General features: G+C 70.1%; 20 protein-coding genes. 8 read left to right on the top strand and 12 right to left on the bottom strand.

Annotated elements, in window-relative coordinates:
* Positions 1-14 precede the first annotated feature (14 nt).
* Positions 15-356 (bottom strand): helix-turn-helix transcriptional regulator, encoded by a 342-nt coding sequence (locus GA0115233_RS24825; protein WP_093722510.1) that lies wholly within the window; start codon positions 354-356, stop codon positions 15-17.
* Positions 357-498: 142 nt separating this feature from the next.
* Here GA0115233_RS24825 and GA0115233_RS24820 point away from each other — a divergent pair, with 142 nt between their 5' ends.
* Positions 499-1,182, top strand: a complete 684-nt coding sequence (locus GA0115233_RS24820) for an ANTAR domain-containing protein (RefSeq protein WP_093722525.1) — start codon at positions 499-501, stop codon at positions 1,180-1,182.
* 46 nt (positions 1,183-1,228) lie between these two features.
* On the opposite strand, the gene GA0115233_RS24815 is transcribed toward GA0115233_RS24820, so the two are convergent.
* Positions 1,229-2,335, bottom strand: coding sequence for an acyltransferase family protein (locus GA0115233_RS24815; protein ID WP_255310337.1), 1,107 nt, complete (start codon positions 2,333-2,335; stop codon positions 1,229-1,231).
* 321 nt (positions 2,336-2,656) lie between these two features.
* On the opposite strand from GA0115233_RS24815, the gene GA0115233_RS24810 reads away from it, so the two are divergent.
* The gene (locus tag GA0115233_RS24810) at positions 2,657-3,109 is read left to right on the top strand and encodes a flavodoxin family protein (protein ID WP_093722508.1); all 453 of its coding nucleotides are present in this window, start codon (positions 2,657-2,659) and stop codon (positions 3,107-3,109) included.
* Positions 3,110-3,184: 75 nt separating this feature from the next.
* Here GA0115233_RS24810 and GA0115233_RS24805 read toward each other — a convergent pair whose 3' ends face one another.
* Together GA0115233_RS24805 and GA0115233_RS24800 are read right to left on the bottom strand one after the other, a co-directional pair.
* Positions 3,185-4,630, bottom strand: a complete 1,446-nt coding sequence (locus tag GA0115233_RS24805; protein WP_093722507.1) for a glyceraldehyde-3-phosphate dehydrogenase — start codon at positions 4,628-4,630, stop codon at positions 3,185-3,187.
* Between the two features lie 121 nt (positions 4,631-4,751).
* Complete coding sequence (locus GA0115233_RS24800) at positions 4,752-5,576, bottom strand: aldo/keto reductase (RefSeq protein ID WP_093722506.1); 825 nt, start codon at positions 5,574-5,576, stop codon at positions 4,752-4,754.
* Between the two features lie 248 nt (positions 5,577-5,824).
* On the opposite strand from GA0115233_RS24800, the gene GA0115233_RS24795 reads away from it, so the two are divergent.
* Positions 5,825-7,846: a DUF1996 domain-containing protein gene (locus GA0115233_RS24795; protein ID WP_093722505.1), complete on the top strand. Its 2,022-nt coding sequence runs from the start codon at positions 5,825-5,827 to the stop codon at positions 7,844-7,846.
* Between the two features lie 68 nt (positions 7,847-7,914).
* On the opposite strand, the gene GA0115233_RS24790 is transcribed toward GA0115233_RS24795, so the two are convergent.
* The 5 genes from GA0115233_RS24790 to GA0115233_RS24770 all read right to left on the bottom strand — a co-directional run bounded on the left by GA0115233_RS24790 (position 7,915) and on the right by GA0115233_RS24770 (position 13,142).
* Positions 7,915-9,246, bottom strand: coding sequence for an LLM class flavin-dependent oxidoreductase (locus tag GA0115233_RS24790; RefSeq protein WP_093722504.1), 1,332 nt, complete (start codon positions 9,244-9,246; stop codon positions 7,915-7,917).
* A gap of 43 nt (positions 9,247-9,289) precedes the next feature.
* Positions 9,290-10,159: an ABC transporter permease gene (locus GA0115233_RS24785; RefSeq protein ID WP_093722503.1), complete on the bottom strand. Its 870-nt coding sequence runs from the start codon at positions 10,157-10,159 to the stop codon at positions 9,290-9,292.
* Positions 10,156-10,974 carry an ABC transporter ATP-binding protein gene (locus GA0115233_RS24780; RefSeq protein WP_176711928.1) on the bottom strand — a complete coding sequence of 273 codons (819 nt, stop codon included), beginning with the start codon at positions 10,972-10,974 and terminating at the stop codon, positions 10,156-10,158. The genes GA0115233_RS24785 and GA0115233_RS24780 overlap by 4 nt, the downstream gene beginning before the upstream one ends.
* 5 nt (positions 10,975-10,979) lie before the next feature.
* Complete coding sequence (locus GA0115233_RS24775; RefSeq protein WP_093722502.1) at positions 10,980-12,005, bottom strand: ABC transporter substrate-binding protein; 1,026 nt, start codon at positions 12,003-12,005, stop codon at positions 10,980-10,982.
* A gap of 363 nt (positions 12,006-12,368) precedes the next feature.
* Positions 12,369-13,142 (bottom strand): sulfite exporter TauE/SafE family protein, encoded by a 774-nt coding sequence (locus GA0115233_RS24770; RefSeq protein WP_093722523.1) that lies wholly within the window; start codon positions 13,140-13,142, stop codon positions 12,369-12,371.
* 213 nt (positions 13,143-13,355) lie between these two features.
* On the opposite strand from GA0115233_RS24770, the gene GA0115233_RS24765 reads away from it, so the two are divergent.
* Positions 13,356-14,189 (top strand): hypothetical protein, encoded by an 834-nt coding sequence (locus GA0115233_RS24765; RefSeq protein WP_093722501.1) that lies wholly within the window; start codon positions 13,356-13,358, stop codon positions 14,187-14,189.
* A gap of 21 nt (positions 14,190-14,210) precedes the next feature.
* Here the strand turns inward: GA0115233_RS24765 and GA0115233_RS24760 are convergent, their stop codons facing one another.
* Positions 14,211-14,831, bottom strand: a complete 621-nt coding sequence (locus tag GA0115233_RS24760) for an NADPH-dependent F420 reductase (RefSeq protein WP_093722500.1) — start codon at positions 14,829-14,831, stop codon at positions 14,211-14,213.
* A gap of 187 nt (positions 14,832-15,018) precedes the next feature.
* On the opposite strand from GA0115233_RS24760, the gene GA0115233_RS24755 reads away from it, so the two are divergent.
* Together GA0115233_RS24755 and GA0115233_RS24750 are read left to right on the top strand one after the other, a co-directional pair.
* On the top strand, positions 15,019-15,546 hold the full coding sequence (locus tag GA0115233_RS24755; protein WP_093722499.1) for a DUF2269 family protein: 528 nt from the start codon (positions 15,019-15,021) through the stop codon (positions 15,544-15,546).
* 47 nt (positions 15,547-15,593) lie between these two features.
* Positions 15,594-17,393, top strand: a complete 1,800-nt coding sequence (locus tag GA0115233_RS24750; protein WP_218063537.1) for an alpha/beta hydrolase — start codon at positions 15,594-15,596, stop codon at positions 17,391-17,393.
* 4 nt (positions 17,394-17,397) lie between these two features.
* On the opposite strand, the gene GA0115233_RS24745 is transcribed toward GA0115233_RS24750, so the two are convergent.
* Positions 17,398-17,979, bottom strand: a complete 582-nt coding sequence (locus GA0115233_RS24745) for a sugar O-acetyltransferase (RefSeq protein ID WP_093722498.1) — start codon at positions 17,977-17,979, stop codon at positions 17,398-17,400.
* A gap of 66 nt (positions 17,980-18,045) precedes the next feature.
* On the opposite strand from GA0115233_RS24745, the gene GA0115233_RS24740 reads away from it, so the two are divergent.
* Positions 18,046-18,939, top strand: a complete 894-nt coding sequence (locus GA0115233_RS24740) for a hypothetical protein (RefSeq protein ID WP_093722497.1) — start codon at positions 18,046-18,048, stop codon at positions 18,937-18,939.
* On the opposite strand, the gene GA0115233_RS24735 is transcribed toward GA0115233_RS24740, so the two are convergent.
* A complete protein-coding gene (locus GA0115233_RS24735; protein WP_093722496.1) occupies positions 18,909-19,643 on the bottom strand; it encodes a D-Ala-D-Ala carboxypeptidase family metallohydrolase in 735 nt (244 codons plus the stop codon). The two genes, GA0115233_RS24740 and GA0115233_RS24735, sit on opposite strands and share 31 nt — an antisense overlap.
* 128 nt (positions 19,644-19,771) lie before the next feature.
* Between GA0115233_RS24735 and GA0115233_RS24730 the strand changes: the two genes are divergently transcribed.
* Entirely contained in the window at positions 19,772-21,007 is a 1,236-nt protein-coding gene (locus GA0115233_RS24730; protein WP_093722495.1) for an MFS transporter, read from the top strand.
* The last annotated feature ends 7 nt before the right edge of the window (positions 21,008-21,014 follow it).

Here is a 21,014-nt window from a genome sequence, read left to right as displayed (position 1 = left end):
GCGATCAAGCGGTGCTACTCGCCGATGCTGGATGCCGGAGCCTCCTTGACCCGCGCGGCGTCGTCCTGGGCGAGGAGCGACAGCAGCGAGGCGATGGTCAGCCCGGCTTCCGCCGGGTGGCGAAGGATCTTGCCGGGTTCGATCCGGTAGGTGTTGGTGCGCCCTGCCCGTGTGTGGGACAGGTATCCGGCGCTTTCCAGGTCGGCGATGATCTTCTGCACGGCACGCTCGGTGAGTCTGCAGCGTGCGGCGATGTCACGGATCCGCGCGTTGCGGTCGTCGGCGATGGCGGCCAGGACACGGGCGTGGTTCGTCAGGAACGTCCACCCCGTGTGCGGCTCGTATAGTCCCTCCATGGGTCGATTCTACGGTTGATCGTTCGCGTATTCCAAGACACGTAACAAAAACATGAAGAAGATTTCGTGTATCTCTTGACGGGTGATTGCTGATGCGGTGACGCTGGAGGCAGTCCTGAAGGGGTGACCGATGGAGGCGGTCATGACGGAGGCGGCATCCACAGTGCGGTCGTCGTGCGCAGCGGACATCGGTGTCCAGCCCGACGGAGACCGGATGACGGTGATCGTGCGGGGGGAACTGGACCTTGAGGGGGCCCCCGAACTGGAACGCGTGTTGCGCGCCGCCCTCGGGCGGTCGGTGCGGGGCGTGGACCTGGACCTCAGCGGAGTGGAGTTCTGGGACTGCTCCGCGCTGAACATCTTGCTCGGACTGCGCGAGCGCGCCCTCCGTGACGGGAAGGCGCTGCTCGTCAGGTCGGCCGGCCCCGTGGCCGAACGACTGCTCAACCTGACCGGCACCTACTCCCTGTTCGCCCCTGCGGACGAGGACGACGAATCAGTACCTTCCGCTCCGGACGAGATCGAGGACGAGAGCATGCTGCAAGACCTGCGGATCGAGGTTGTCCAGCTACGACGGGCCATGCAGACCCGTCCCACCATCGACCTGGCGCGGGGCATTCTGATGGCGTCCTTCGGCCTGCGCCCGGAGGACGCCTGGGAGGTGCTGGTCATGGCCTCCCAGAACACCAACACCAAGCTCCACAACCTCGCCAGTGACCTGGTGGGCACGGTGAGCGGCGAGGCGCTGAACGAGTCGGTGCAGAAGCAGCTGTCGGCGGCGGTGGCCAAGGTCACCAGCGAGCGGGCCGAGATGTGCGCGAACTGATGAGGGCGACCGCCCGGCCGCAGGGGGCCGGGCGGTCGGCCGTGGGTCAGCGGGCCCGCGCCTCGGCCACCGGATCGGGCCGGAACGCCCACGCCATCCTCGGCTCCATGACCCCCCGGAAGACCCGCCGCACCGGTGCCGTGCACAGCACCGTCACCATGACACCCGCGACGAGCGTCACGACGATCTCCCCGAGCGGCTCGTGCGTCCAGTCCAGGTGGGACCAGTGGTACTTGTTGGCGGCCTGGATGACGAATCCGTGCAGCAGATAGCCGTACAGGGTGCCCGCGCCCAGGGACGTGAACCAGGTGCGGCGGCCCGGTACGAGCGCCAGGAAGCACGCCACCAGGACCGTCGAGCAGCCGAACAGGACCAGCGTCATCAGCGGGCCGTACCAGGCGGGCGCCGCCAGGTCCTCGGCGGTGGTGCGGTGGAAGAACCACGCGTAGTTCATCCGGGGCACCGCCCAGTACGCGACCACGGTCGCGCCGAGGAGCGCCGGCACCGCCGCCCGCCGCACCGCGGGGCGGCGCACCAGCGCGAAGTGCTCGGGCTTCAGCAGCAGACCGAGGACGAAGTAGGGCAGGAACTGCAGGGCGCGCTGGAGGTCGAGGTCCTTGCCGATGCTCGGGGTCAGTGTCGCCAGCATCGCGATGGCCAGGGCCAGGGGGAGCGGCCAGCGGACGATCCGCCAGACGGGTGTCGTCAGCCGCCAGATGAACAGAGCGGCCAGGAACCAGGTCAGATACAGCGGGTCCAGCAGGCTGATGTCGCGCCCGGGTTCGTTGTCCGTCCAGCGTGTGAAGTAGGTGTAGGCCACCTCGAACACGACATAGGGGACGGCGACTCCGGTCAGCAGCCGCTTCAGCCGGCTCGGCGTGGCGTCGAAGGTCCGTGAGAAGTAGCCGGAGATCACGATGAACGCCGGCATGTGGAACGCGTACACCAGCATGTACAGCGCGGTGACCGCCCGGCTCTCGTCCCTGAGGGGTTCCCACGCGTGGCCGATCGCCACCAGGACGATGGCCAAGTACTTGGCGTTGTCGAAGAACGCGTCGCGTTCCTTGACCGACCGGGCAGTCTGCGCGGGCGCGGAGGCGGTGCCGTCGTGTGCGCCGGGCGGCGGTGCCTTCGGCTGTCCGAGTGTGCGCAGCGCGAGCGTTTGCTGATCGAGACCTTCTCGATGGAACCCGGACAGAGCGGAACACCTCTTACTGGAGTTGGCTGTATGACCCATGTGCCGACTCGGGTCACCGTAGTCACGCATCCTCAGCCGCGTAAACCCGAACGGTCCTGATGTGACCGCCGTATCTCCCGTGGCCGGTTCGCGCGGGGCGGGTACCACGTATCGCGGCTTCTGAACACACCGCACGTCGGCGGAGAATCAGCAGGGAAACGCCAGATGTCGGGCGCAAACGGACGTAATGGCTCCCGACTTGCAGGAGTGCGGGGAGCGGGGGCAGGGTTCGGTCGTGTGGCAACTCTGCTGATCGTGCACCACACGCCCTCGCCGAACTGTCAGGCGCTGTTCGAAGCCGTGCTCTCCGGGGCGACCGCCCCCGAGATCGAGGGCGTCTCGGTGGTACGCCGGGCGGCGCTGGCCGCGACGGTGTCCGACGTCCTCGACGCCGATGCCTTCCTTCTCGGCACCCCGGCCAACCTCGGCTATATGTCCGGTGCCCTGAAGCACTTCTTCGACACCGTCTACTACCCCTGCCTGGACGCCACCCGCGGACGGCCCTTCGGCTACTACGTGCACGGCGGCAGCGACGTCACCGGCGCGCTCCGCTCCATCGAGACGGTCACCACGGGACTGGGCTGGCGCCGCGCGGCGGAACCCGTGACCGTGACCGGCGAACCGGGCAAGGCGGACATCGAGGCGTGCTGGGAGCTGGGGGCCACGCTGGCCGCCGGACTGATGGACTGACGGGGGAGCCCCGTAAACGCCTCACGGCGGTGCCGGAGAACCGGCACCGCCGTGAGCGGGATCAGGTGAGCGGGATCAGACCGCGGTCGCGGGGTACGTCGGGTACTCCACGCCCGAGACGTGCTGGACGACCCGGATGACCTGGCAGGAGTAGCCGAACTCGTTGTCGTACCAGAGGTAGAGGATCGCGTTGTCGCCGTCCACCTTGGTGGCGCCCGCGTCGACGATCGAGGCGTGCCGCGAGCCGACGAAGTCCATGGAGACGGCGTCGGGGGCGGTGGTGAAGTCGATCTGGCGCTTCAGCGGCGAGTGCAGCGAGACGTCGCGCAGGTAGTCGAGGACCTCCTCGCGGGTGGTCTCCCGGGCCAGGCGCAGGTTCAGGATGGCGATCGAGACGTCCGGGACGGGGACGCGGATCGAGCTGCCGGTGATCGGGGCCTTGAGGTCCGGCAGCGCCTTGGCCACGGCCGACGCGGCACCGGTCTCGGTGATCACCATGTTCAGCGGCGCGCTGCGGCCCCGGCGGTCCGCCTTGTGGTAATTGTCCAGAAGGTTCTGGTCGTTGGTGAACGAGTGGACCGTCTCCACGTGGCCGCGCAGCACGCCGTACTCGTCGTCCATCGCCTTCAGCGGCGGGACGATCGCGTTGGTGGTGCAGGAGGCGCAGGACAGGATCTGCTCGTCCGGCTTGATCGTGTCGTGGTTGACGCCGTGCACGATGTTCGGGACGTCGCCCTTGCCGGGCGCGGTCAGCACGACCTTGTCGATACCCGGGCGCAGGTGCTGCGAGAGGCCCTCGCGGTCCCGCCACTTGCCGGTGTTGTCGATGAGGATGGCGTCCTTGATGCCGTACTCGGTGTAGTCCACCTCGGACGGGTCGCTCGCGTAGATCACCTTGATCGCGTTGCCGTTGGCGAGGATCGTGGAGGACTCCTCGTCCACGGTGATCGTGCCCTGGAACTGGCCGTGGATGGAGTCGCGGCGCAGCAGTGAGGCGCGCTTGACCAGGTCCTGCTCGCCACCGCCCCGCACGACGATGGCACGCAGTCGCAGGCCGTTGCCCGAGCCCGCCTTCTCGATCAGCAGCCGCGCCACCAGGCGGCCGATGCGGCCGAAGCCGTACAGCACGACGTCGCGGCCGCCATCGCGCTCGATCTTGTTGGCGCCGGTGGCCCCGGCGACCGCCTCCGCGGTGAACTCGGCCACCGACAGACCGCGGTCGTCGGTCTTGTACGTGGCGGCCAGCATGCCGATGTCGATCTGGGACGGGCCGAGGTCGAGGGTGGTGAGCGCCTGAAGGAAGGGCAGCGTCTCGGTGACCGACAGTTCCTCGCCCGCGATCTGCCGTGCGAACCGGTGCGTCTTCAGGATGCTGACCACCGACTTGTTCACCAAGGAGCGGCTGTGCAGCAGGACCGTCACGTCCCGCTCCCGGTGCAGCTTCCCGATGATCGGGATCATCGACTCCGCGATCTCCTCGCGGTTCTTCCAGTTGGTGAACGAGTCGTCGTTGACAGTCACAGGAGTCTCTTTCGAGCTAGAGGGTGCTCATATGCTAACCCGCCTGTTCGAGGGGTCGGCACGGGGGTCCCTCCGCCCGCGCGGGCGGCCACGCGCGGGGGCGTGGCCGCCCAACTCCGGCTCAGTTGAGGGTGTCCGGGTCCGGGCCGGTGCGCAGGCCGCGGTCCAGGGCGGCGATCGCGGCCATCTCCTCCTCGGAGAGTGTGAAATCGAACACGTCGAGGTTCTCCCGAATGCGCTGCGGGGTCACCGACTTGGGGATCACGACGTTGCCGAGCTGCAGGTGCCAGCGCAGCACGACCTGGGCGGGGGACTTCCCGTGCCGCCCGGCGATCGTGACGATCGCCTCGTCCTTCAGTACCGCGCCCTGGGCCAGCGGGCTCCACGCCTCGGTGGCGATGCCCAGCTCGGCGTGGAGGGCGCGCAGTTCGGCCTGCTGGAGGCCGGGATGCAGCTCGATCTGGTTGACGGCCGGCACGATCGAGGCGCCGTCGGTCAGGCGCCGCAGATGGTCGGGCTGGAAGTTGGACACCCCGGCGGCCCGGACCCTGCCGTCGGCCACCAGGCGCTCGATCGCCTTCCAGGACTCGCGGTACAGGTCGCGGGCCGGGGTCGGCCAGTGGATGAGGTACAGGTCGACGTAGTCCAGGCCCAGGGCGGCCAGGCTGGCGTCGAACGCCCTGAGGGTGGCGTCGTGGCCCTGGTCGGCGTTCCACAGCTTGGTCGTGACGAACAGGTCCTCGCGGGCGATCCCGGAGTCGGCCAGCGCCTTGCCGGTACCCGCCTCGTTGCCGTAGATCGCGGCGGTGTCGACGGATCGGTAACCGGCCCGGAGGGCCTCGGTGACGGCGGCGGTGGTCTCGGCGTCAGGGACCTGGAAGACGCCGAAGCCGAGCTGGGGGATCTCGACGCCGTTGTTGAGGGTGACGGTGGGGACCGTGGTCATGGTGGTGCTTCCTCGGGGGGTGGGAGATGCTTGATTGCGCCTGGCGCTTATAGGCGACAACAATAGTTGCTTACGCGGGCTAAATGCAAGTGGGGGTGTTCTGGGAGGGGAGATCGACCGGGATGTCCCGGTTCTCTGAAAGGTTGATAAGAAATTGGGGCGCGGTTGAACGCGGTGGGCCCGTGATGCGTATGGGGGCGAGGGATTTGTATGTCCGCTCGCTCGCCCCCGAACGTAGGAGTACTGCCTTGACACGCAATACGCGCAGGCGCCCGACCGGCCCACGACGCGCGACCTTTGCCGCTTTCGCGCTGATCCTGGGTGGCGGCGGGCTGATGGCCACCAATATCTACGCCTCCGCCACCGGAGGCGGTGAAGCCGCCCAGAAGGCGGGGGCCACCATCGACTGCCCCGATGTGGGTGCCGAGTTGACCCAGGTCCCGGACGAGTCCAGAGCCGAGGTCGACAAGGAACTCGCCGCCCTGGACGGCCAGATAGCAGAGGCGTACCAGCAACTCCAGGCAGCCACGCAGGAACAGAAGCAGGACTCCGGCTTCACCGACAGCTCCATCATGAAGCCGCTGGAGGAGAAGCGCGTCGCCACCATCGAGAACATCGCGGTGGCGATCGGCAACGCGGGCGAGCGCCCCGACGGCCTCGAAGCGCTGGCGGGCTGTGAACTGACCGTCCAGGAGCAGCCGCAGGCCGGCCAGGCCGGAAACGGCCCCGTGGCCGAGGACTTCGTCGACATCAACAGCGTCGAGCCCAATGTGCAGGAGCCGCCCGCCGGACAGAACGCCTCCACCGGCACCTTCACCACCAGCTGCGGTGTCAACGAGAACGGCCTGTTCAACTCGGACAACATCATCGTCGCGCCGGGTGTCACCAACGCCGCCCACCACTTCCACGACTACATCGGCAACCAGGCCAACGACGCCTTCGCCAGCGACGAGGACCTGGCCAACGCCGACACCAGCTGCGAGAACCAGGGCGACAAGTCCACCTACTACTGGCCCGTGCTGCGTCTGCAGAACGGCACCCAGGAGAAGGACGCCAACTCGCCCGGCGGCGGCATCGAGGGCAACGCCGGTGAGATCATCACGGCCAAGGAGGTCACGCTGACCTTCCAGGGCAGCCCCCAGAGCGACGTGACGGCCATGCCGCGCCTGCTGCGCATCATCACCGGCGACGCCAAGGCGTTCGTCAACGGCCCCGCCAACGCCAACGCCTCCTGGAGCTGCACCGGCTTCGAGGACCGGCAGCTGAAGGACAAGTACCCGCTGTGCCCCCAGGGCAGTGACGTGGTGCGCACCTTCAAGTTCCAGAGCTGCTGGGACGGCCGCAACATCGACAGCGCCAACCACCGCACCCACGTGGCGTTCGCCGCCGCCGACGGTTCCTGCCCCGGCGGCTTCAAGGCCATCCCGCAGCTGGTCCAGCGCATCGTCTACGACGTGGACGCGCCGAGCCTCGACGACGGCGGCCAGACGACCCCGCTGTTCGCCGTGGACTCCTTCCCCGAGCAGCTGCACAAGCCGGTCACGGACCACGGTGACTTCATCAACGTCTTCGACGAGGCGCTGATGAACGAGATGGTCAAGTGCATCAACGAGGGCCGCCAGTGCGACGCCGGCGCCCTGCCGGAGCAGCCCCAGCAGCCGGGCGACGGCAACGGCGGTAACGACGACGGTGGCCAGAACGGCGGCGACGAGGGCAACAACGGCGGTAACGACAACGGCGGTCAGGACGGCGGTCAGAACAACGACGGCGGCCAGAACGACGGCGGTCAGAACAACGACGGCGGCCAGAACGACGGCGGTCAGGACGGCGGTCAGAACAACGACGGCGGCCAGAACGACGGCGGTCAGAACAACGACGGCGGTCAGAACAACGGCGGCGGTCAGGACGGCGGTCAGAACAACGACGGCGGCCAGAACAACGGTGGTCAGACGGAGCCCGCGACCGAGGCCCCGGCGGACGACCAGCCGACCGACGACGCCACCGTCGACCAGCCGAAGATCGGCGGCACCCCGTCCGCGACCCGCGACGCCGAGGAGACCCCGGCCGAGGAGGTCGGTGAGCCCACTGCCTCGCCGACCCAGTCGCAGGCTCCGGTCGGCGCCGACCAGTCGCAGAACAACAACACCGGCACGCAGACGGTGGGCGGCAGCCTCGCCGACACCGGTGCCAAGCTGTGGCCCGCGGCCGCCGGTGCGGTTCTCGTCCTGTGCGGCATCGTGCTGCTGCGCCAGATGAGGCGCCGCGCCTGAGCAGGACCCACTGAAACACAGGTCGGCCTCCCGTCACGGACGGGAGGCCGACCTGTGTGCTGCGGGACCTACGCCGAGGTCAGCCGGTTGGCGGGGCGGCGAAGGCCGTAGTGCTCGCGCAGGGTGCGGCCGGTGTACTCGGTGCGGAACAGGCCGCGCTGCTGGAGGATCGGCACCACGTGGTCGACGAAGTTCTCCAGGCCGCCCGGCAGATGGGGCGGCATGATGTTGAAGCCGTCGGCGCCGCCCTCGGTGAACCACTCCTCCAGGTGGTCGGCCACCTGCTCGGGCGTACCGGCGAACACATGGTGGCCGCGTCCGGCACCGAGGCGGGCGATCAGCTCGCGCAGGGTGAGGTTGTCCCGTCGGGCCAGCTCGGCGACGAGCGTGAAGCGGCTCTTGTTGCCGTTGATGTCCCGTTCCTCGGGCAGTTCGGGCAGCGGCCCGTCCAGCGGCAGCCCCGTCAGATCGGTGCCGAGCATCCCGGAGAGCTGGGCGAGCCCGTACTCGGGGACCTGAAGTTCTGTCAGCTCCTGTTCCAGGGCGCGTGCCTCGGCCTCGGAGGAGCCGATGACCGGCGCGATACCGGGCAGGACGAGCAACTGGTCCTCGGTGCGGTCGTAGCGGGCCAGCCGGGACTTGAGGTCCTTGTAGAAGGCCTGGGCGTCCGCGAGGGTCTGCTGGGCGGTGAAGACGGCCTCGGCGTACTGGGCGGCGAACTCCTTGCCGTTCTCCGACGAACCGGCCTGCACCAGCAGGGGATACCCCTGCGGGGAGCGCGGCACGTTCAGCGGACCCTGAACGCCGAAGTACTCACCCCGGTGCTCGATCTCGCGCACCTTGTCGGTGTCGGCGTACACCCCGCGCTCCCGGTCGAGCAGGATCGCGTCGTCCTCCCAGCTGTCCCACAGCTTGGTGGCCACCTCGACGAACTCCCGGGCCCGCTCGTAGCGCAGCCGGTGTTCCAGGTGGGTGTCCTGGCCGAAGTTGCGGGCCTCCTGCACGGTGCCGGAGGTGACGATGTTCCAGCCCGCCCGGCCCTCGCTGATGTGGTCGAGGGAGGCGAACTTGCGGGCGGTGTGGAAGGGCTCGTTGAAGGTGGTGGAGACGGTGGCGATCAGTCCGATCCGCTCGGTGACCGCCGCCAGCGCGGACAGCAGGGTCAGCGGCTCGAAGCCGCCGAGCGCGTTGTGGCGCGCGTTGCCCCACAGGGCGAGGCCGTCGGCCAGGAACACCGAGTCCAGCAGGCCGCGTTCGGCGGTCTGCGCGAGCTGTTGGAAGTAGCGCCGGTCGACGATTCGGTCGGGCTCGGTGCGAGGGTGCCGCCAGGCGGCGTCGTGGTGTCCGGCGTTCAGCAGGAAGGCGTTGAGGTGGAGCTGACGGGGGCGGGACGCGGTCATGGAGTTCCTCTGGAGCTGTGACGAAGGGGATGGAAGAGGGTGGTCAGGCGCCGGTGGGCACGCGCCAGGAGCTGAGGCGGCGTTCCACGCTCACCAGGAGCTGGTTGAAGGCGACACCGATCGCGGAGATCGTGATGATGCCCGCGTACATCTGCGGGATCGCGAAGTTGTACTGAGAGGCGTTGATCAGATAGCCCAGGCCCGCCTTGGCGCCGATCATCTCGGCGGCGACCAGCACCAGGATCGACACCGCTCCGGCCAGCCGGATACCGGTGAACATCACCGGCACCGAGGCCGGCAGGATGACCTTCTGGAACAGCCGGGGCGCGGACAGGTCCATCGACCGGGCGAGCTTGAGCAGGGTCGGATCGACGTTGCGGACCGCGCTGATCGTGTTGAGCAGGATCGGCCAGGTGCACGCGTACACCACGATGGAGATCTTCGAGGTCTCGCCGATCCCCAGTAGGAGCACGAACACCGGCAGCAGGGCCAGCGCCGCGGTGTTGCGGAACACCTCAAGCAGCGGTCCCAGCAGGTCGGCGACCGGCCGGTACCAGCCGATCAGCAGCCCCAGCGGTACGGCGACGGCCACCGCGATCCCGAAGCCGCTGAACGAACGGACCAGACTGGCCTGTGTGTTGTCGGCGAGCTGACCGTCCTCGGCCAGCCCCCACCAGGCCTCGGCGACCTCGCTGAACGGTGGCAGGAAGGTCCGGTCGACCAGGCCGAGCCGTGGCGCGCTCTCCCACAGGAGCAGCAGCGCCGCGATGGCAGCGGACTTGGTCACCACGGTCAGCAGCAACCGTCCCGCCCGGCGGGCCCGGCCGGTGGACACCGGCGTGGGTTCGGGGGCCTTGACGACCAGGGCTTCCCGGACCGCCTCGGCCGGTGTCTCGGTAGTGGTGGTGCTCATACGGCTGCCGCCTCCTTCTCCAACTGCTGGGCCCTGGCCACCTCGTCGTGCAGCAGCGACCAGATCTCGTGCCGGTGCCGCGCGAACTCGGGGCTGGAGCGCAGGTCGTCCGTCGCCGTACGGGAACCGAGCGAGACCGGCACGATCCGCTTGATGCGGCCCGGCCTGGACGTCATGACGGCGACGCGCTGCCCCAGGTAGACGGCCTCGTCGATGCCGTGGGTGATGAACACGACGGTCTTGCCGGTGCGCTGCCACACGCTGAGCAGCTCGTCCTGGAGCGACTCCCGCGTCTGCGCGTCGAGCGCCGCGAACGGCTCGTCCATCAGCAGCACTTGGGGGTCGTAGGCGAGACTGCGGGCGATGGCGACGCGCTGGCGCATTCCGCCGGACAGTTCGTGCGGATGCCGGTCCTCGAACCCGGTCAGGCCCACCAGGTCCAGGAACTCCCGTGCCCGGGCGGCCCGTTGGCGCCGCGGGACCCCGGTGGCCTCCAGGCCGAACTCGACGTTGCCCTGCGCGGTGCGCCAGGGCAGCAGCGCGTACTGCTGGAAGACGATGCCCCGGTCCAGGCCGGGCCCGGTGACCGGCGTACCGTCGAGCAGAATGCGGCCCGAGGTGGGCTGTGTCAGACCCCCGAGCAGATCCAGCAGGGTCGACTTCCCGCATCCGCTGGGGCCGACGAGGACCACGAACTCCCCGTCCGCGATCTCCAGGTCGATACCGTCGAGGGCGGTGAACCGGCTGCTCTGCCGCTTCCCCGAGCGGTCCTTGACGGTGAATTCCTTCCGTACGTTCTCGAAGACGATCGTCATGGCAGTCAGCTCCGGCCGGTCGCGTCGTTGAATTCGTTGGTGTAGAGGTCCGCCAGGGTGACCCGGCCCTTGTCGATGTCGCCGCGCTCGGACAGCCAGTCGATCCAGAGCTTGAACTCCTTGTCGGTGATCCGGCCCGCCTTCTCGCCGACGCCGAAGGAACGCCAGTACTTCAGGGACTCGGTGTCCTCGTTGCGCTCGCGCCGCTTCACGATGTCCGTCATCCGGGCGATGACCTCCTCGTGCGGAGTGGAGCGCGACCACTCGATCGCCTTGCCGACGGCGGTGACGAAGGTGCGGACGGTCTCGGGGTTCTGCTCGATGAAGCGCTCCGTCATCACGTACGTGCCGGCGCTGAACGCGCCGAGCAGCTCGTAGTCGGTGAACAGCGGCCGGATGCCGCCGGTGGCCAGCGCCTTGTCGCGCAGCACGCCGCTGAGGACGGCCACGTCGATCTGCTTCTGGCGCAGTGACTGCTCGGTGTTGACCGGGGGCACCACCAGCGGTTCGACCTTGTCGATGTCGGACGGGGAGAGCCCCTCGCGCTGCAGGTGGATGTCGAGCATGGCCTCGGCGTGGGCGCCGAGGGTGTTCATCCCGACCTTTTTGCCGATCAGGTCCCGCGCCGAGCGGATCGGGCTGTCCTCAAGGACGTAGTAGCCGCTGTAGGCGTCCTTGTCCGAGCCGTAGTAGCTGATGACCGCCTTGATGGGGGCGTTGTTCGCGGCGAGTTTGACCACCGCGCCGTTGAAGGCGCCGCCGAAGTCGACCTGGCCGGTCGCCGCGGACTGGATGTCCTGCGGACCGCTGATCGTATTGCCGACCCACTCCAGCTTGACGTCCTCCAAGTAGCCGAGATCCTCGGCGAGTTCGGGCAGCGTCACCTGGCCCGCCCAGCCCTGGTACTTGAGCGTCTTCGTCCCGCCCTTCCCGGCACTGGCACCGGACGCGGCCGTGCCGCAGCTGACGGCCACTGCCGAGAGACCGAGCAGAGTGAGGAACTGTCGTCGGGTCGATGCCGTGGTGGCCATGAAGAGGTCCTGTTCACAGAAGCGGGGCGGGGAAGTACGGACGTCGAGCGGCGCGGGGCATGCCGAAGGAGGGCATGCTCCGTGGAGCTCTACGGGTGTGAGGTCACCGGCGTCGTCCGGAGCGCCGGGCAGGAAGGGAGCGAGGAGGAACCGCGCCGGTCAGCGGCGGCGACAGCCGGTGGCACACAGGGCGCTGCACTGACGTCGCGGTTCGACGATCAGGCGCGCGGCGGGGGTCTCGTTCTTGCTCACGGACATGACACTCGCAGCGAAATCCGGCCAGGTCAACGCCGCGAGAGGCCTCGAAGCATTTCTCCACAGTGGGACATGCGCACGAAGCGCGGAGTTCACAGTTCCGGGGTTTCAGCGCACCGACTGCACGGCGTAGAGCGCCCCGACAGCGAGGGCCAGGGAGCCGAGCAGGAGCCGCAACGCCGTCTCGGGCACGCGGGGTTGGAGCCGCGCCCCGAGGTAGCCGCCGATGAGTCCGCCCAGTCCGCAGGCGATTCCCAGGCCCCAGTCGGGGGCGACGGTGCCGGACTCGGCGAGCGAGAGCAGGGCGAAGGCCGTGGCACCGGCCACGGAGGTGACGAAGGTGGCGGCGAGGGCGGCGGGTGCCACCTTGGTGACCGGCATGCCCCGGCCGACCAGGATCGGGCCGAGGATCGACCCGCCACCGATGCCGTAGATGCCGCCGACGACACCGACGGCCAGGGCCAGCGAGCTCAGGGCCCGAGGGGACGGTTCCGTGCCCGAGGTGCGTTCGGCGGGGCGGAGGGTGCGCAGGACGAGCCATGCGCCGAGCGGCATCAGCAGGGCCGCCACCAGCACTCGGAAGACCGTGGCGCCGGGCAGGGCGAAGACCCGGATCACGGCACCGATCAGCACACCGGGCAGGGTTCCGGCCACCAGGCGCCGGGTCAGCGAGCCGCGCAGGAGGCCCGCCCTGCCGTACCGCAGCAGGGCACCGGGACCGGCGACCACGTTGTAGAGGAGGTTGGTGGGGGTGACCGCCGGGCTGGGCACGCCGAGGACGCTGAGCTGCACGGGCAGCAGGAAGACGGCGCCCGACACTCCGACGGGTGCGGTCACCACCGCGATGAGCAGGCCCGCGGCCAGCCCGGTCGCCCAGTTCACCAGGTCCACAGGCGCGACCCTACGTCCCCGGCACGCGGCGCACTCCCAGGGGTCGGTGAAGGACCGACGGGCGAGTCCTGCCAGGAGGGGACCGAGGTGCTGCACTCGAACGTGCGTTCAGGCGGCGGGATCGGGGTGGACCCCTCCGACGAGCACACCCACATGCCCCCTCCTACGCTCGAAGAGTCAGCGCGCCCGTCGACAGGAGCCCCCGTGGACATCGACACGGTCGCCGATGAGCTGTACGCGCTGCGGCCGGAGGAGTTCACCGCGGCGCGCAACGCCCGTACGGCCGAGGCCCGCACCGCCGGGGACCGCGCGCTCGCGGACCGGATCGGCAAGCTGCGCCGCCCCAGCCTCGCGGCCTGGGTGAGCAACCTCCTGGTCCGGGAACGCCCCGAGGAGACCGAGGCCCTGCTCCGGCTCGGCGAGGCCCTCCGCCGGGCCCACCGGGATCTGGACGGCGCCCGGCTGCGCGAACTGACCGGACAGCAGCGGACGTTGATCAGGGCGGTCACCCGTGAGGCGAGGGAACTGGCCGCGCAGGCGGGCCATCCGGTCGGCGACGACGTCGGCCGCGAGGTCGAGGGCACCCTGCACGCCGTACTGGCCGATGCCGATGCGGCGGCGGAATGGGCCACCGGGCGGCTGGTGAAGCCGCTGGAGGGGACGGTCGGATTTCCCGACGTGAGCCCGAGCGCGACCGTCCGCAAACCCGCGCCCCGTCCCGGAAAGCGTGAAGACGCCGCGGAAGCGGCCCGGCTCCGGAAGGACGCCGAGGCGGCCCGGCGCGAGCTGCGGGCACGGGAGAAGGAGGCCTCCGCGGCCGAGAAGGAGGCGGCGGAGCAGCGTCGGCGCGCCGAGCAACTCAAGGAACGTGTCGCTGAGTTGACCGAGGAGCTGAGCCGCGCCAAGGCCGAGCAGCGGGAGGCGGCCGAGGAGGAGCGCCGGGCGCGGGAGGAACTGCGGGCGGCGGAACGGCGGGTGCGGGAGGCCGGACGCCGGGCGGAGAAGGCCGCCACCCGGCTGGCGGAGCGTCAGGGGTGAACGGCTTCCCCGCGCCCCGGCCTACGCCTTGGCGACCACCTGGATGTTGAACGTGTGCGAGCCCAGCCCGTTCGCGATGCCCATGAACAGGAAGGCGAAGTGCTCCTGCCCCCGGGCGCTCGTGATGCCGCCGATGTCAAGCTGGGACTCCGGGGGCCAGCCGAGGTCGGTGAGCAGCTCGCCTGTCGCCCGCTTGGCCTCCGCGTCGTCGCCCGAGAGGAAGACGGTGCTCGGTCCGGCCAGGCCCTGCGGGGAGGTCATCGCCGTGGCGTCCATGGTGCACAGCGTCTTGACGACGGGGGTGTCGGGGAAGGCCGCCTGGATCTGCTCCCCGAGGCTGCTGTTGGGGTGCGACAGCTCGCTGTAGTCGTCGGACATACCCACGCCCACGTCGATCAGCAGAGTGCCGGCCAGGGCGGGGGCGCCGATGGAGCGCAGCAGCTCGACGGAGACGTTCCCCGGGGTGGCGTTCACCAGGACCTCCGCGTGTGCGGCGGTCTCGTCCAGGCCCGCCACGGGAAGCCCGAGGTCCTTGCGCTCGTCCGGGTGGCGGGAGCCGAGGAGTACGTCGTGTCCCGCGGCCTCCCACCCGTGGGCCAGTGCGCGGGCGACATTGCCGGTGCCAAGAAGTCCTATACGCATGCCATGACGCTAACCGTGGCGGCCGTCGCGCCCATCGGGCCGCGGGCCCAGGTCCCGGGGCACCAAAGTCGTAGTCCCCTGGTCCGCGGGTAGCAGACTCCGGCCGGGTGCGTACGCCGCCGCGAGTACACGAGGTTGCTCCCGCCGTCAGACGTCCTGCGGGCGTCCGCTCGCCAGTCTGGACCGCATGAAACTCAGCCGCCCCGCACGCCGGGCCACTCTCGTCGTCCATGTCGTCGCCTCCGCCTCCTGGCTCGGGCTCACGCTCGGTCTGCTCGCCCTGGGCACGACCGCGGCGAGCACCGGCTCGCCGGTGACGGTGGAGGCATCGGTACGGGCCATGAAGCTGTTCGCCGACTGGCTCCTGCTCCCCGTGGCGTTCCTGACCCTCCTCAGCGGACTGCTGCTCGCCCTGGGCACGCAGTGGGGGCTGGCCCGGCACCGCTGGGTCTGCACCAAGTTCTGGCTCACCCTGGTCACCACGGCCGCCACCGCCTTCGCGCTGCGCCCCGGCGTGAACGAGGCGGTCAGCGCCGTTTCGGCGGGCGGACCCCTGCCCGACGCGGGTGAGGTGCTGTTCGGCCCGATCGTGTCCCTGACCGCGTACGTCTTCATGACCGTGATCTCGATCCTCAAGCCCTGGGGCCAGACCCGCCGCGGACGGAGGCTGCGCGCCGCCGCCGCGGGCCGTGACCGCGTCCGCCAGGCGGCCTGACTGGCGGCGCCACCACCTCCGGGGGACGATTTGACCCGGAGGACGCCATGAGCGACCAGCCTTCGCAGCCCCCACCGACAGCGCAGCCCGCGCAGGACGAGCCCGCGCAGGGCGAACCCGCGCAGGGCGAACCCGCGCAGGCCGAGCCCACGCAGGGCGAACCCGCGCAGGCCGAGCCCACGCAGGGCGAACCCGCGCAGGACGAGCCCACGCCACCACCGGCCCGATGGCGTGGGCAGCTGCGTGTCACGCTCCCCGGCTGCTGGGGCGCGCTCCTGCTGGCCTGCCTGTCCTTCACCCCGTCGCTCCTCCCGCGCGGAGGCGTGCTGCAAGGCCTCATCTGCGGCATCTCCGCGGCCATCGGCTACGGCCTCGGCGTCCTCGCCGCCGTCGTCTGGCGCGCCTTCGCCGACCGTGACCCGCGTCCGCCGCGCCGCTGGTCGTGGCCGGTGTTCTGGATCGGCGGGACGGTCCTGTTCGGCGTCGCGTTCGGGCTCGGCCAGTACTGGCAGCACGAGATCCGTGACCTCATGGGCGTACGGGAGTACAACGTCCTCCAGGCGGTCCTCTCACCCCTGATCGCCCTGCTGGTCCTCGCCCTGCTCCTGCTCCTCGGACGCGGCGTGCGCGCTGTGTACCGCTGGGTGTCGCGTCAGCTGATGCGCTGGATCGGCGAGCGGGCCGCCAAGGCGGTGGGCTGGCTCCTCGTGGCGGCCACGTCCTGGCTGCTGATCAGCGGACTCCTCCTGGAAGGCCTGGTCGGCGCCGCCAACGAGGCCTTCTCGCTGCGGGACACCGAGACCCCGGAGGGCATCCGGCAGCCCACCACCAGCACCCGCTCGGGCGGCCCCGGCTCCCTGGTCCCCTGGGACTCCCTGGGCCGGGAAGGACGGGTCTTCATCGGCTCGGGCCCCTCCGCCGCCGACATCACCCGCTTCAGCGGCGAACCCGCGCGGGAACCGGTGCGCGCCTACGCCGGCCTGGACACGGCCGACGACACCGAGGAGCGCGCCGCGCGCGCCGTCGCCGACCTGCGCCGTGCCGGAGGCTTCGAGCGCGCGAACCTCCTGGTGGCCACCACCACGGGCAGCGGCTGGGTCGACCCGGCCAACGTGGACACCTTCGAGTACCTCACCGGCGGCGACTCCGCGGCCGTCGCGCTGCAGTACTCGTTCCTGCCGTCCTGGCTGTCCTATCTGGTCGACCAGTCCAAGGCGCGCGCGGCGGGCCGCGAACTGTTCGACGCCGTCTACGACACCTGGTCCAAGCTGCCCGCCGACGAACGCCCCCGGCTCTACGTCACCGGCGAGAGCCTCGGCTCCTTCGGCGGTGAGACGGCCTTCAGCGGCGAGTACGACCTCAGCAACCGCACCTCCGGCACCCTCTTCTCGGGCCCGCCCAACTTCAACACCCTCTACCGGGAGTTCACCGACCACCGGCAGTCCGGCACCCCGGAGGTGCAGCCCGTCTTCAAGGACGGCAGGACCGTGCGCTTCGCCAGCAACGCCCGCGAGCCGATCCCGCCGACGGACGAACCCTGGGACAGCAACCGGGTCCTGTACCTGCTGCACGCCTCCGATCCGATCGTGTGGTGGGGCCCGCACCTGATCCTCGACGAGCCGGACTGGATCGGCGAGGCGCCCGGCCGTGACGTACTGGAGGACATGTTCTGGGTGCCGTTCGTGACCTTCTGGCAGGTCACCGCCGACCTGCCGTTCGCCACCGAGGTCCCGTCCGGGCACGGCCACCGGTACCGCGGCGAGTACGTGGACGCCTGGAACGCCGTACTGCGCCCGCCCGACGTAACGGAGACGGATCTCGCCCGCCTCCGGGAGATCATCGGGTAGCGCCTCACAGGGTGCGGACGACGCGGGCGGGACTGCCGACGGCGACCACACCGGCCGGCACGTCCTTCGTCACCACCGAACCGGCACCGATCACCGAGTCGTCGCCGATCCTGACCCCGGGCAGCACGATGGCCCCGCCGCCGAGCCACACATTGTCACCGATGCCGATCGGCCGCGCCGCCTCCAGCTTGTCGCGCCGGGGCTGGGGCTCCAACGGATGTGTGGGGGTGAGGAGTTGGACGTTGGGACCGATCTGGCAGTCCTCGCCGATGGTGATCGCGGCGACGTCCAGCGCGGTGAGGTTGAAGTTGACGAACGTGCGCGCGCCGATGGTGATGTTGCTGCCGTAGTCGACGAACAACGGCGGCCGCACGTGCGCCTGTTCCCCCAGGGAGCCGAGCAGCTCGGCGAGGATCTCGTGGGCCTTGCCGGGGTCCTCGGGGTAGGCGGCCAGGAAGCGGGCCGAGAGTCGCGCGGCTCGCTGCTGCCGGTGCGCGATCTCGGGGTCGTCGGCGATGTAGAGATCACCGGCCCGCATGCGTTCGAGGTTGGTCCGAGGATCGTCCGCGAAGTAATCCGTCGCCATGTGTACGACCGTACTCTTCGCGCCTTGGCTTGACCTTGCCGCAACGGCAACGTTTCTACTGGCCGCATGCGAAGGGGAACGTGGTTGCTGAGGAAGGCGGTGCGCTGGTCGTCGGCGGCGCTGGTGCCGGGGGAACTGGTGCTGATCGTGTGCGTGGCCGGGGGAGTGACGGTCCCACCGGTGGCGCGGACGGTGACCCGGTCGGCGGCGCTGCTCCTGCTGATCGCGGCGGGCGCCCTGCTGTTCCTCGACCACCGCCGCCATCGCGGCGGCGGGCTGGACCGTCGTACGGCCCTCCGCGCGGCGATCGCCGACACCGTTCCGGCACCCGTGCGCAGACTGGCCGCCCACGAGGTGTTCCTCTCCACCAGCTTCCTGCGCTGGACGACCCGCCGCGGCCCGCACGGAGTGCGCGAAGGGGATACGGCGGTCCCGTACGCACCCGGTCAGTCGGCGACGATGTTCGGCTTCTTCTTCGTCTGCGTCGTGGAGACCGTGGCCCTGGCCTTTCTGATCCCCTGGCCGGTGGTGCACGCGGTGACGCTGGTCCTCGACATCTGGGGCTGCTACTTCGTCCTCGCCCTGCACGCCTCCTGCGTGGTCCGCCCGCATGTCATCGGCCCCGACGGCTCGCTGCGGCTGCGTTACGGCGCCCTCCTGGACATCCGGGTCCCGGCCGACCGCATCGCGTCCGTCCGCCTGGACCGCAGGTTCCCGGAGGGCAAGCTCGGCGCCGTGGACGCCGACGGCGTGGCGGATCTCGCCGTGGCGGGCCAGACCACGGTCACGGTCGAACTCACCGAGCCCGTCACGTACGTCCGCGCCCTGGGCAAGCCTGCCGAGGCCCGTGTCCTCCGCTTCTACGCGGAGGACGCGGGCGGCGCGGTGGCGGCGCTGAGGGAGGTCCTGAGGGAGGCCCAACAGCGCCGTCAGATGCCGCAGTTGGGGGCGGACCAGTAGGGGGACGGGTCGAAGGCGACGTGAGTGTGGTCGTTGTGGCCGGGGTAGCCCGGGCCGAGGATCTCCGAGAATCCGTGCGTCCGGGCCTGCTGGGCGAGCCGGCAGAAGGACGGGGAACCGGTGAGGTCGGCGGCGTCGCCGTACAGGTGGCGGCTGGTGGCCGACCCGCCGACGGCTCGGTTGCAGGCGTAGGAGCGGAAGCCGCTGGAGACGTTGATCGGGACGTCACCGAGGGCGTGCCGCATGGCCTCCAGCTTCCACATCGTCTTCAGCGCGTTGGCCTTGGCGGTCGCGGCCGACACGGCTCCGCCGGACCAGTCGGAGTTGCAGCGGTTGAGCTCGCCGTAGCTGAAGTGGGCCGGGGTGCAGTCCGGGTCCTGGAGGGCGTAGATCTTGCTGAAGGTCTGCGGCCCCGCGACCCCGTCCGCCGACAGTCCGTACGCGGCCTGGAACTTCTTCACGGCGGCGGCCGTGCGGGCGCCGTACTGGCCGTCGTAGGAGAGCCGTTCACCCGAGGTGACCCAGCCCGCCACCCGGATCTGCAACTGCGTGACATCGCTGCCGGAGGAGCCCTGGGACAGGGTGCGGCTCCAGGTGTAGCACTCGTCGGCGTGCGCGGTACCGGCGGTGGCGCCGACCCCGAACGCCAGACCTGCCGTGATCATGACAAAAGAGAGGATCGAACGTGCCGTCCGTCTGAACATTCGGTCTCCAGTCCGTCGATTGCCCTTGAATGCAGTCAGACTGAAGGCCCGCGCTACGCGCGTCAACAGAGCGCCTGTGGCGGACTGGTGAAGGTCCGTCCGCCGGACGCCCTGTTACCATCCCGACCGTGCCCCGCCTGACGGACGTCCCCGGCTACCCCCTCTTCTGGACCGCCTCGGCCGTGTCGGCGTTCGGGGTGCAGATATCGGGGCTCGCCCTGCAGATCCTCACGGCGGTGACGCTGAGCGCCTCGGCAACCGAGGTGGGGGTGGTGAGCGCCGCACGGTGGCTGCCGTATCTGCTCTTCGGGCTGCTCGCCGGGGTGCTCGTGGACCGGTACCGGCGCAAACCGATGATGGTCGGTACGGATCTGGCGCGGGCGGTGGTGCTGGCGGCCGTACCGCTCCTGTACGCACTTGATCAGCTCGGCATCGCCGCGCTGTGCCTCCTTGTCTTCGCGGTGGGGCTGCTGAGCCTGCTGTTCGAGGCGGCCGGCCAGTCGTACGTCCCGCAGCTGGTGCCGAAGGAGCTGCTCAACGCGGGGTACGCGCGGACCGAGCAGGCCAGTGCGGTGGCCGGGTCGACCGGGCCGCTGATCGCCGGGGTGCTGATCAAGTACGTGGGCGCGCCACTGGCGGTACTGGTCGACGCGCTCACCTATCTCGTCTCCGGGCTGTTGCTCGCCGCCGTCAAGGCGCCGGACCCCGAGCCGGAGCGCGCGGAGCGCAGAGGGGTGGGGCGAGAGCTGCGCGAAGGGGTCGCCTGGGTGTACCGGCACCGGGTCCTGGCGCCTGTCGCCCTCACCTCGCACGCGATGCTGCTGTTCAACACCGTGGTCAGCACCGTGTTCGTGGTCTTCGCGCTGCGGGAGCTGCGGATCGGTGACTTCGGTCTCGGTGTGACCTACGCCTGTGCGGGGGTGGGCGCGGTGCTCGGGGGTGCGGTGTCGGGGCGGGTGCTGGCTCGGTTCGACGTGGGTGTCACGTTGATCGTGTTCAGGGTGGTGGCGGCTGGGGGCTGGCTGCCCGTCGTCCTGGCCGACGAGGGCAGTTGGGCGGTTCCCGCTGTGGCGCTGGCCTTCTTCCTGGTGTCCATGGCCATCGGGGTCGAGAGTCCGGTGGAGATGAGTTACCGCCAGCAGGTCACACCGGAGGGGCTGCGGGGGCGGATGAACGCCACGATCCGGTCCTTCAACTGGGGGATGGTGGCGGTGGGTGCGCCGCTCGGGGGAGTGCTCGCCGATCAGGTGGGCTATCGGTTCGCCCTGTGGGTCGGGCTGACGGGGGCCTTGGCGCAGGCGGGGGCGCTGGCGGTGTCGCGGGTGCGGGAGGCGCGGGGCGCTGACGCGGCTGCCGGTGCGTGAGGGCGTG

It is taken from the genome of Streptomyces sp. DI166 (assembly GCF_900091315.1).
GTDB lineage: Bacteria > Actinomycetota > Actinomycetes > Streptomycetales > Streptomycetaceae > Streptomyces > Streptomyces fuscus.
Note: the sequence above shows the minus strand (reverse complement) of the source record. Positions and strands in the feature narration are given on the sequence as shown.

Coding starts and splice junctions, on each gene's coding strand:
- GA0115233_RS24825 (WP_093722510.1), bottom strand. CDS start 356: ATGGAGGGACTATACGAGCCGCACACGGGGTGGACGTTCCTGACGAAC.
- GA0115233_RS24820 (WP_093722525.1), top strand. CDS start 499: ATGACGGAGGCGGCATCCACAGTGCGGTCGTCGTGCGCAGCGGACATC.
- GA0115233_RS24800 (WP_093722506.1), bottom strand. CDS start 5,576: ATGACCACGGTCCCCACCGTCACCCTCAACAACGGCGTCGAGATCCCC.
- GA0115233_RS24790 (WP_093722504.1), bottom strand. CDS start 9,246: ATGACCGCGTCCCGCCCCCGTCAGCTCCACCTCAACGCCTTCCTGCTG.
- GA0115233_RS24785 (WP_093722503.1), bottom strand. CDS start 10,159: ATGAGCACCACCACTACCGAGACACCGGCCGAGGCGGTCCGGGAAGCC.
- GA0115233_RS24780 (WP_176711928.1), bottom strand. CDS start 10,974: ATGACGATCGTCTTCGAGAACGTACGGAAGGAATTCACCGTCAAGGAC.
- GA0115233_RS24775 (WP_093722502.1), bottom strand. CDS start 12,005: ATGGCCACCACGGCATCGACCCGACGACAGTTCCTCACTCTGCTCGGT.
- GA0115233_RS24760 (WP_093722500.1), bottom strand. CDS start 14,831: ATGCGTATAGGACTTCTTGGCACCGGCAATGTCGCCCGCGCACTGGCC.
- GA0115233_RS24755 (WP_093722499.1), top strand. CDS start 15,019: ATGAAACTCAGCCGCCCCGCACGCCGGGCCACTCTCGTCGTCCATGTC.
- GA0115233_RS24750 (WP_218063537.1), top strand. CDS start 15,594: ATGAGCGACCAGCCTTCGCAGCCCCCACCGACAGCGCAGCCCGCGCAG.
- GA0115233_RS24745 (WP_093722498.1), bottom strand. CDS start 17,979: ATGGCGACGGATTACTTCGCGGACGATCCTCGGACCAACCTCGAACGC.
- GA0115233_RS24740 (WP_093722497.1), top strand. CDS start 18,046: ATGCGAAGGGGAACGTGGTTGCTGAGGAAGGCGGTGCGCTGGTCGTCG.
- GA0115233_RS24735 (WP_093722496.1), bottom strand. CDS start 19,643: ATGTTCAGACGGACGGCACGTTCGATCCTCTCTTTTGTCATGATCACG.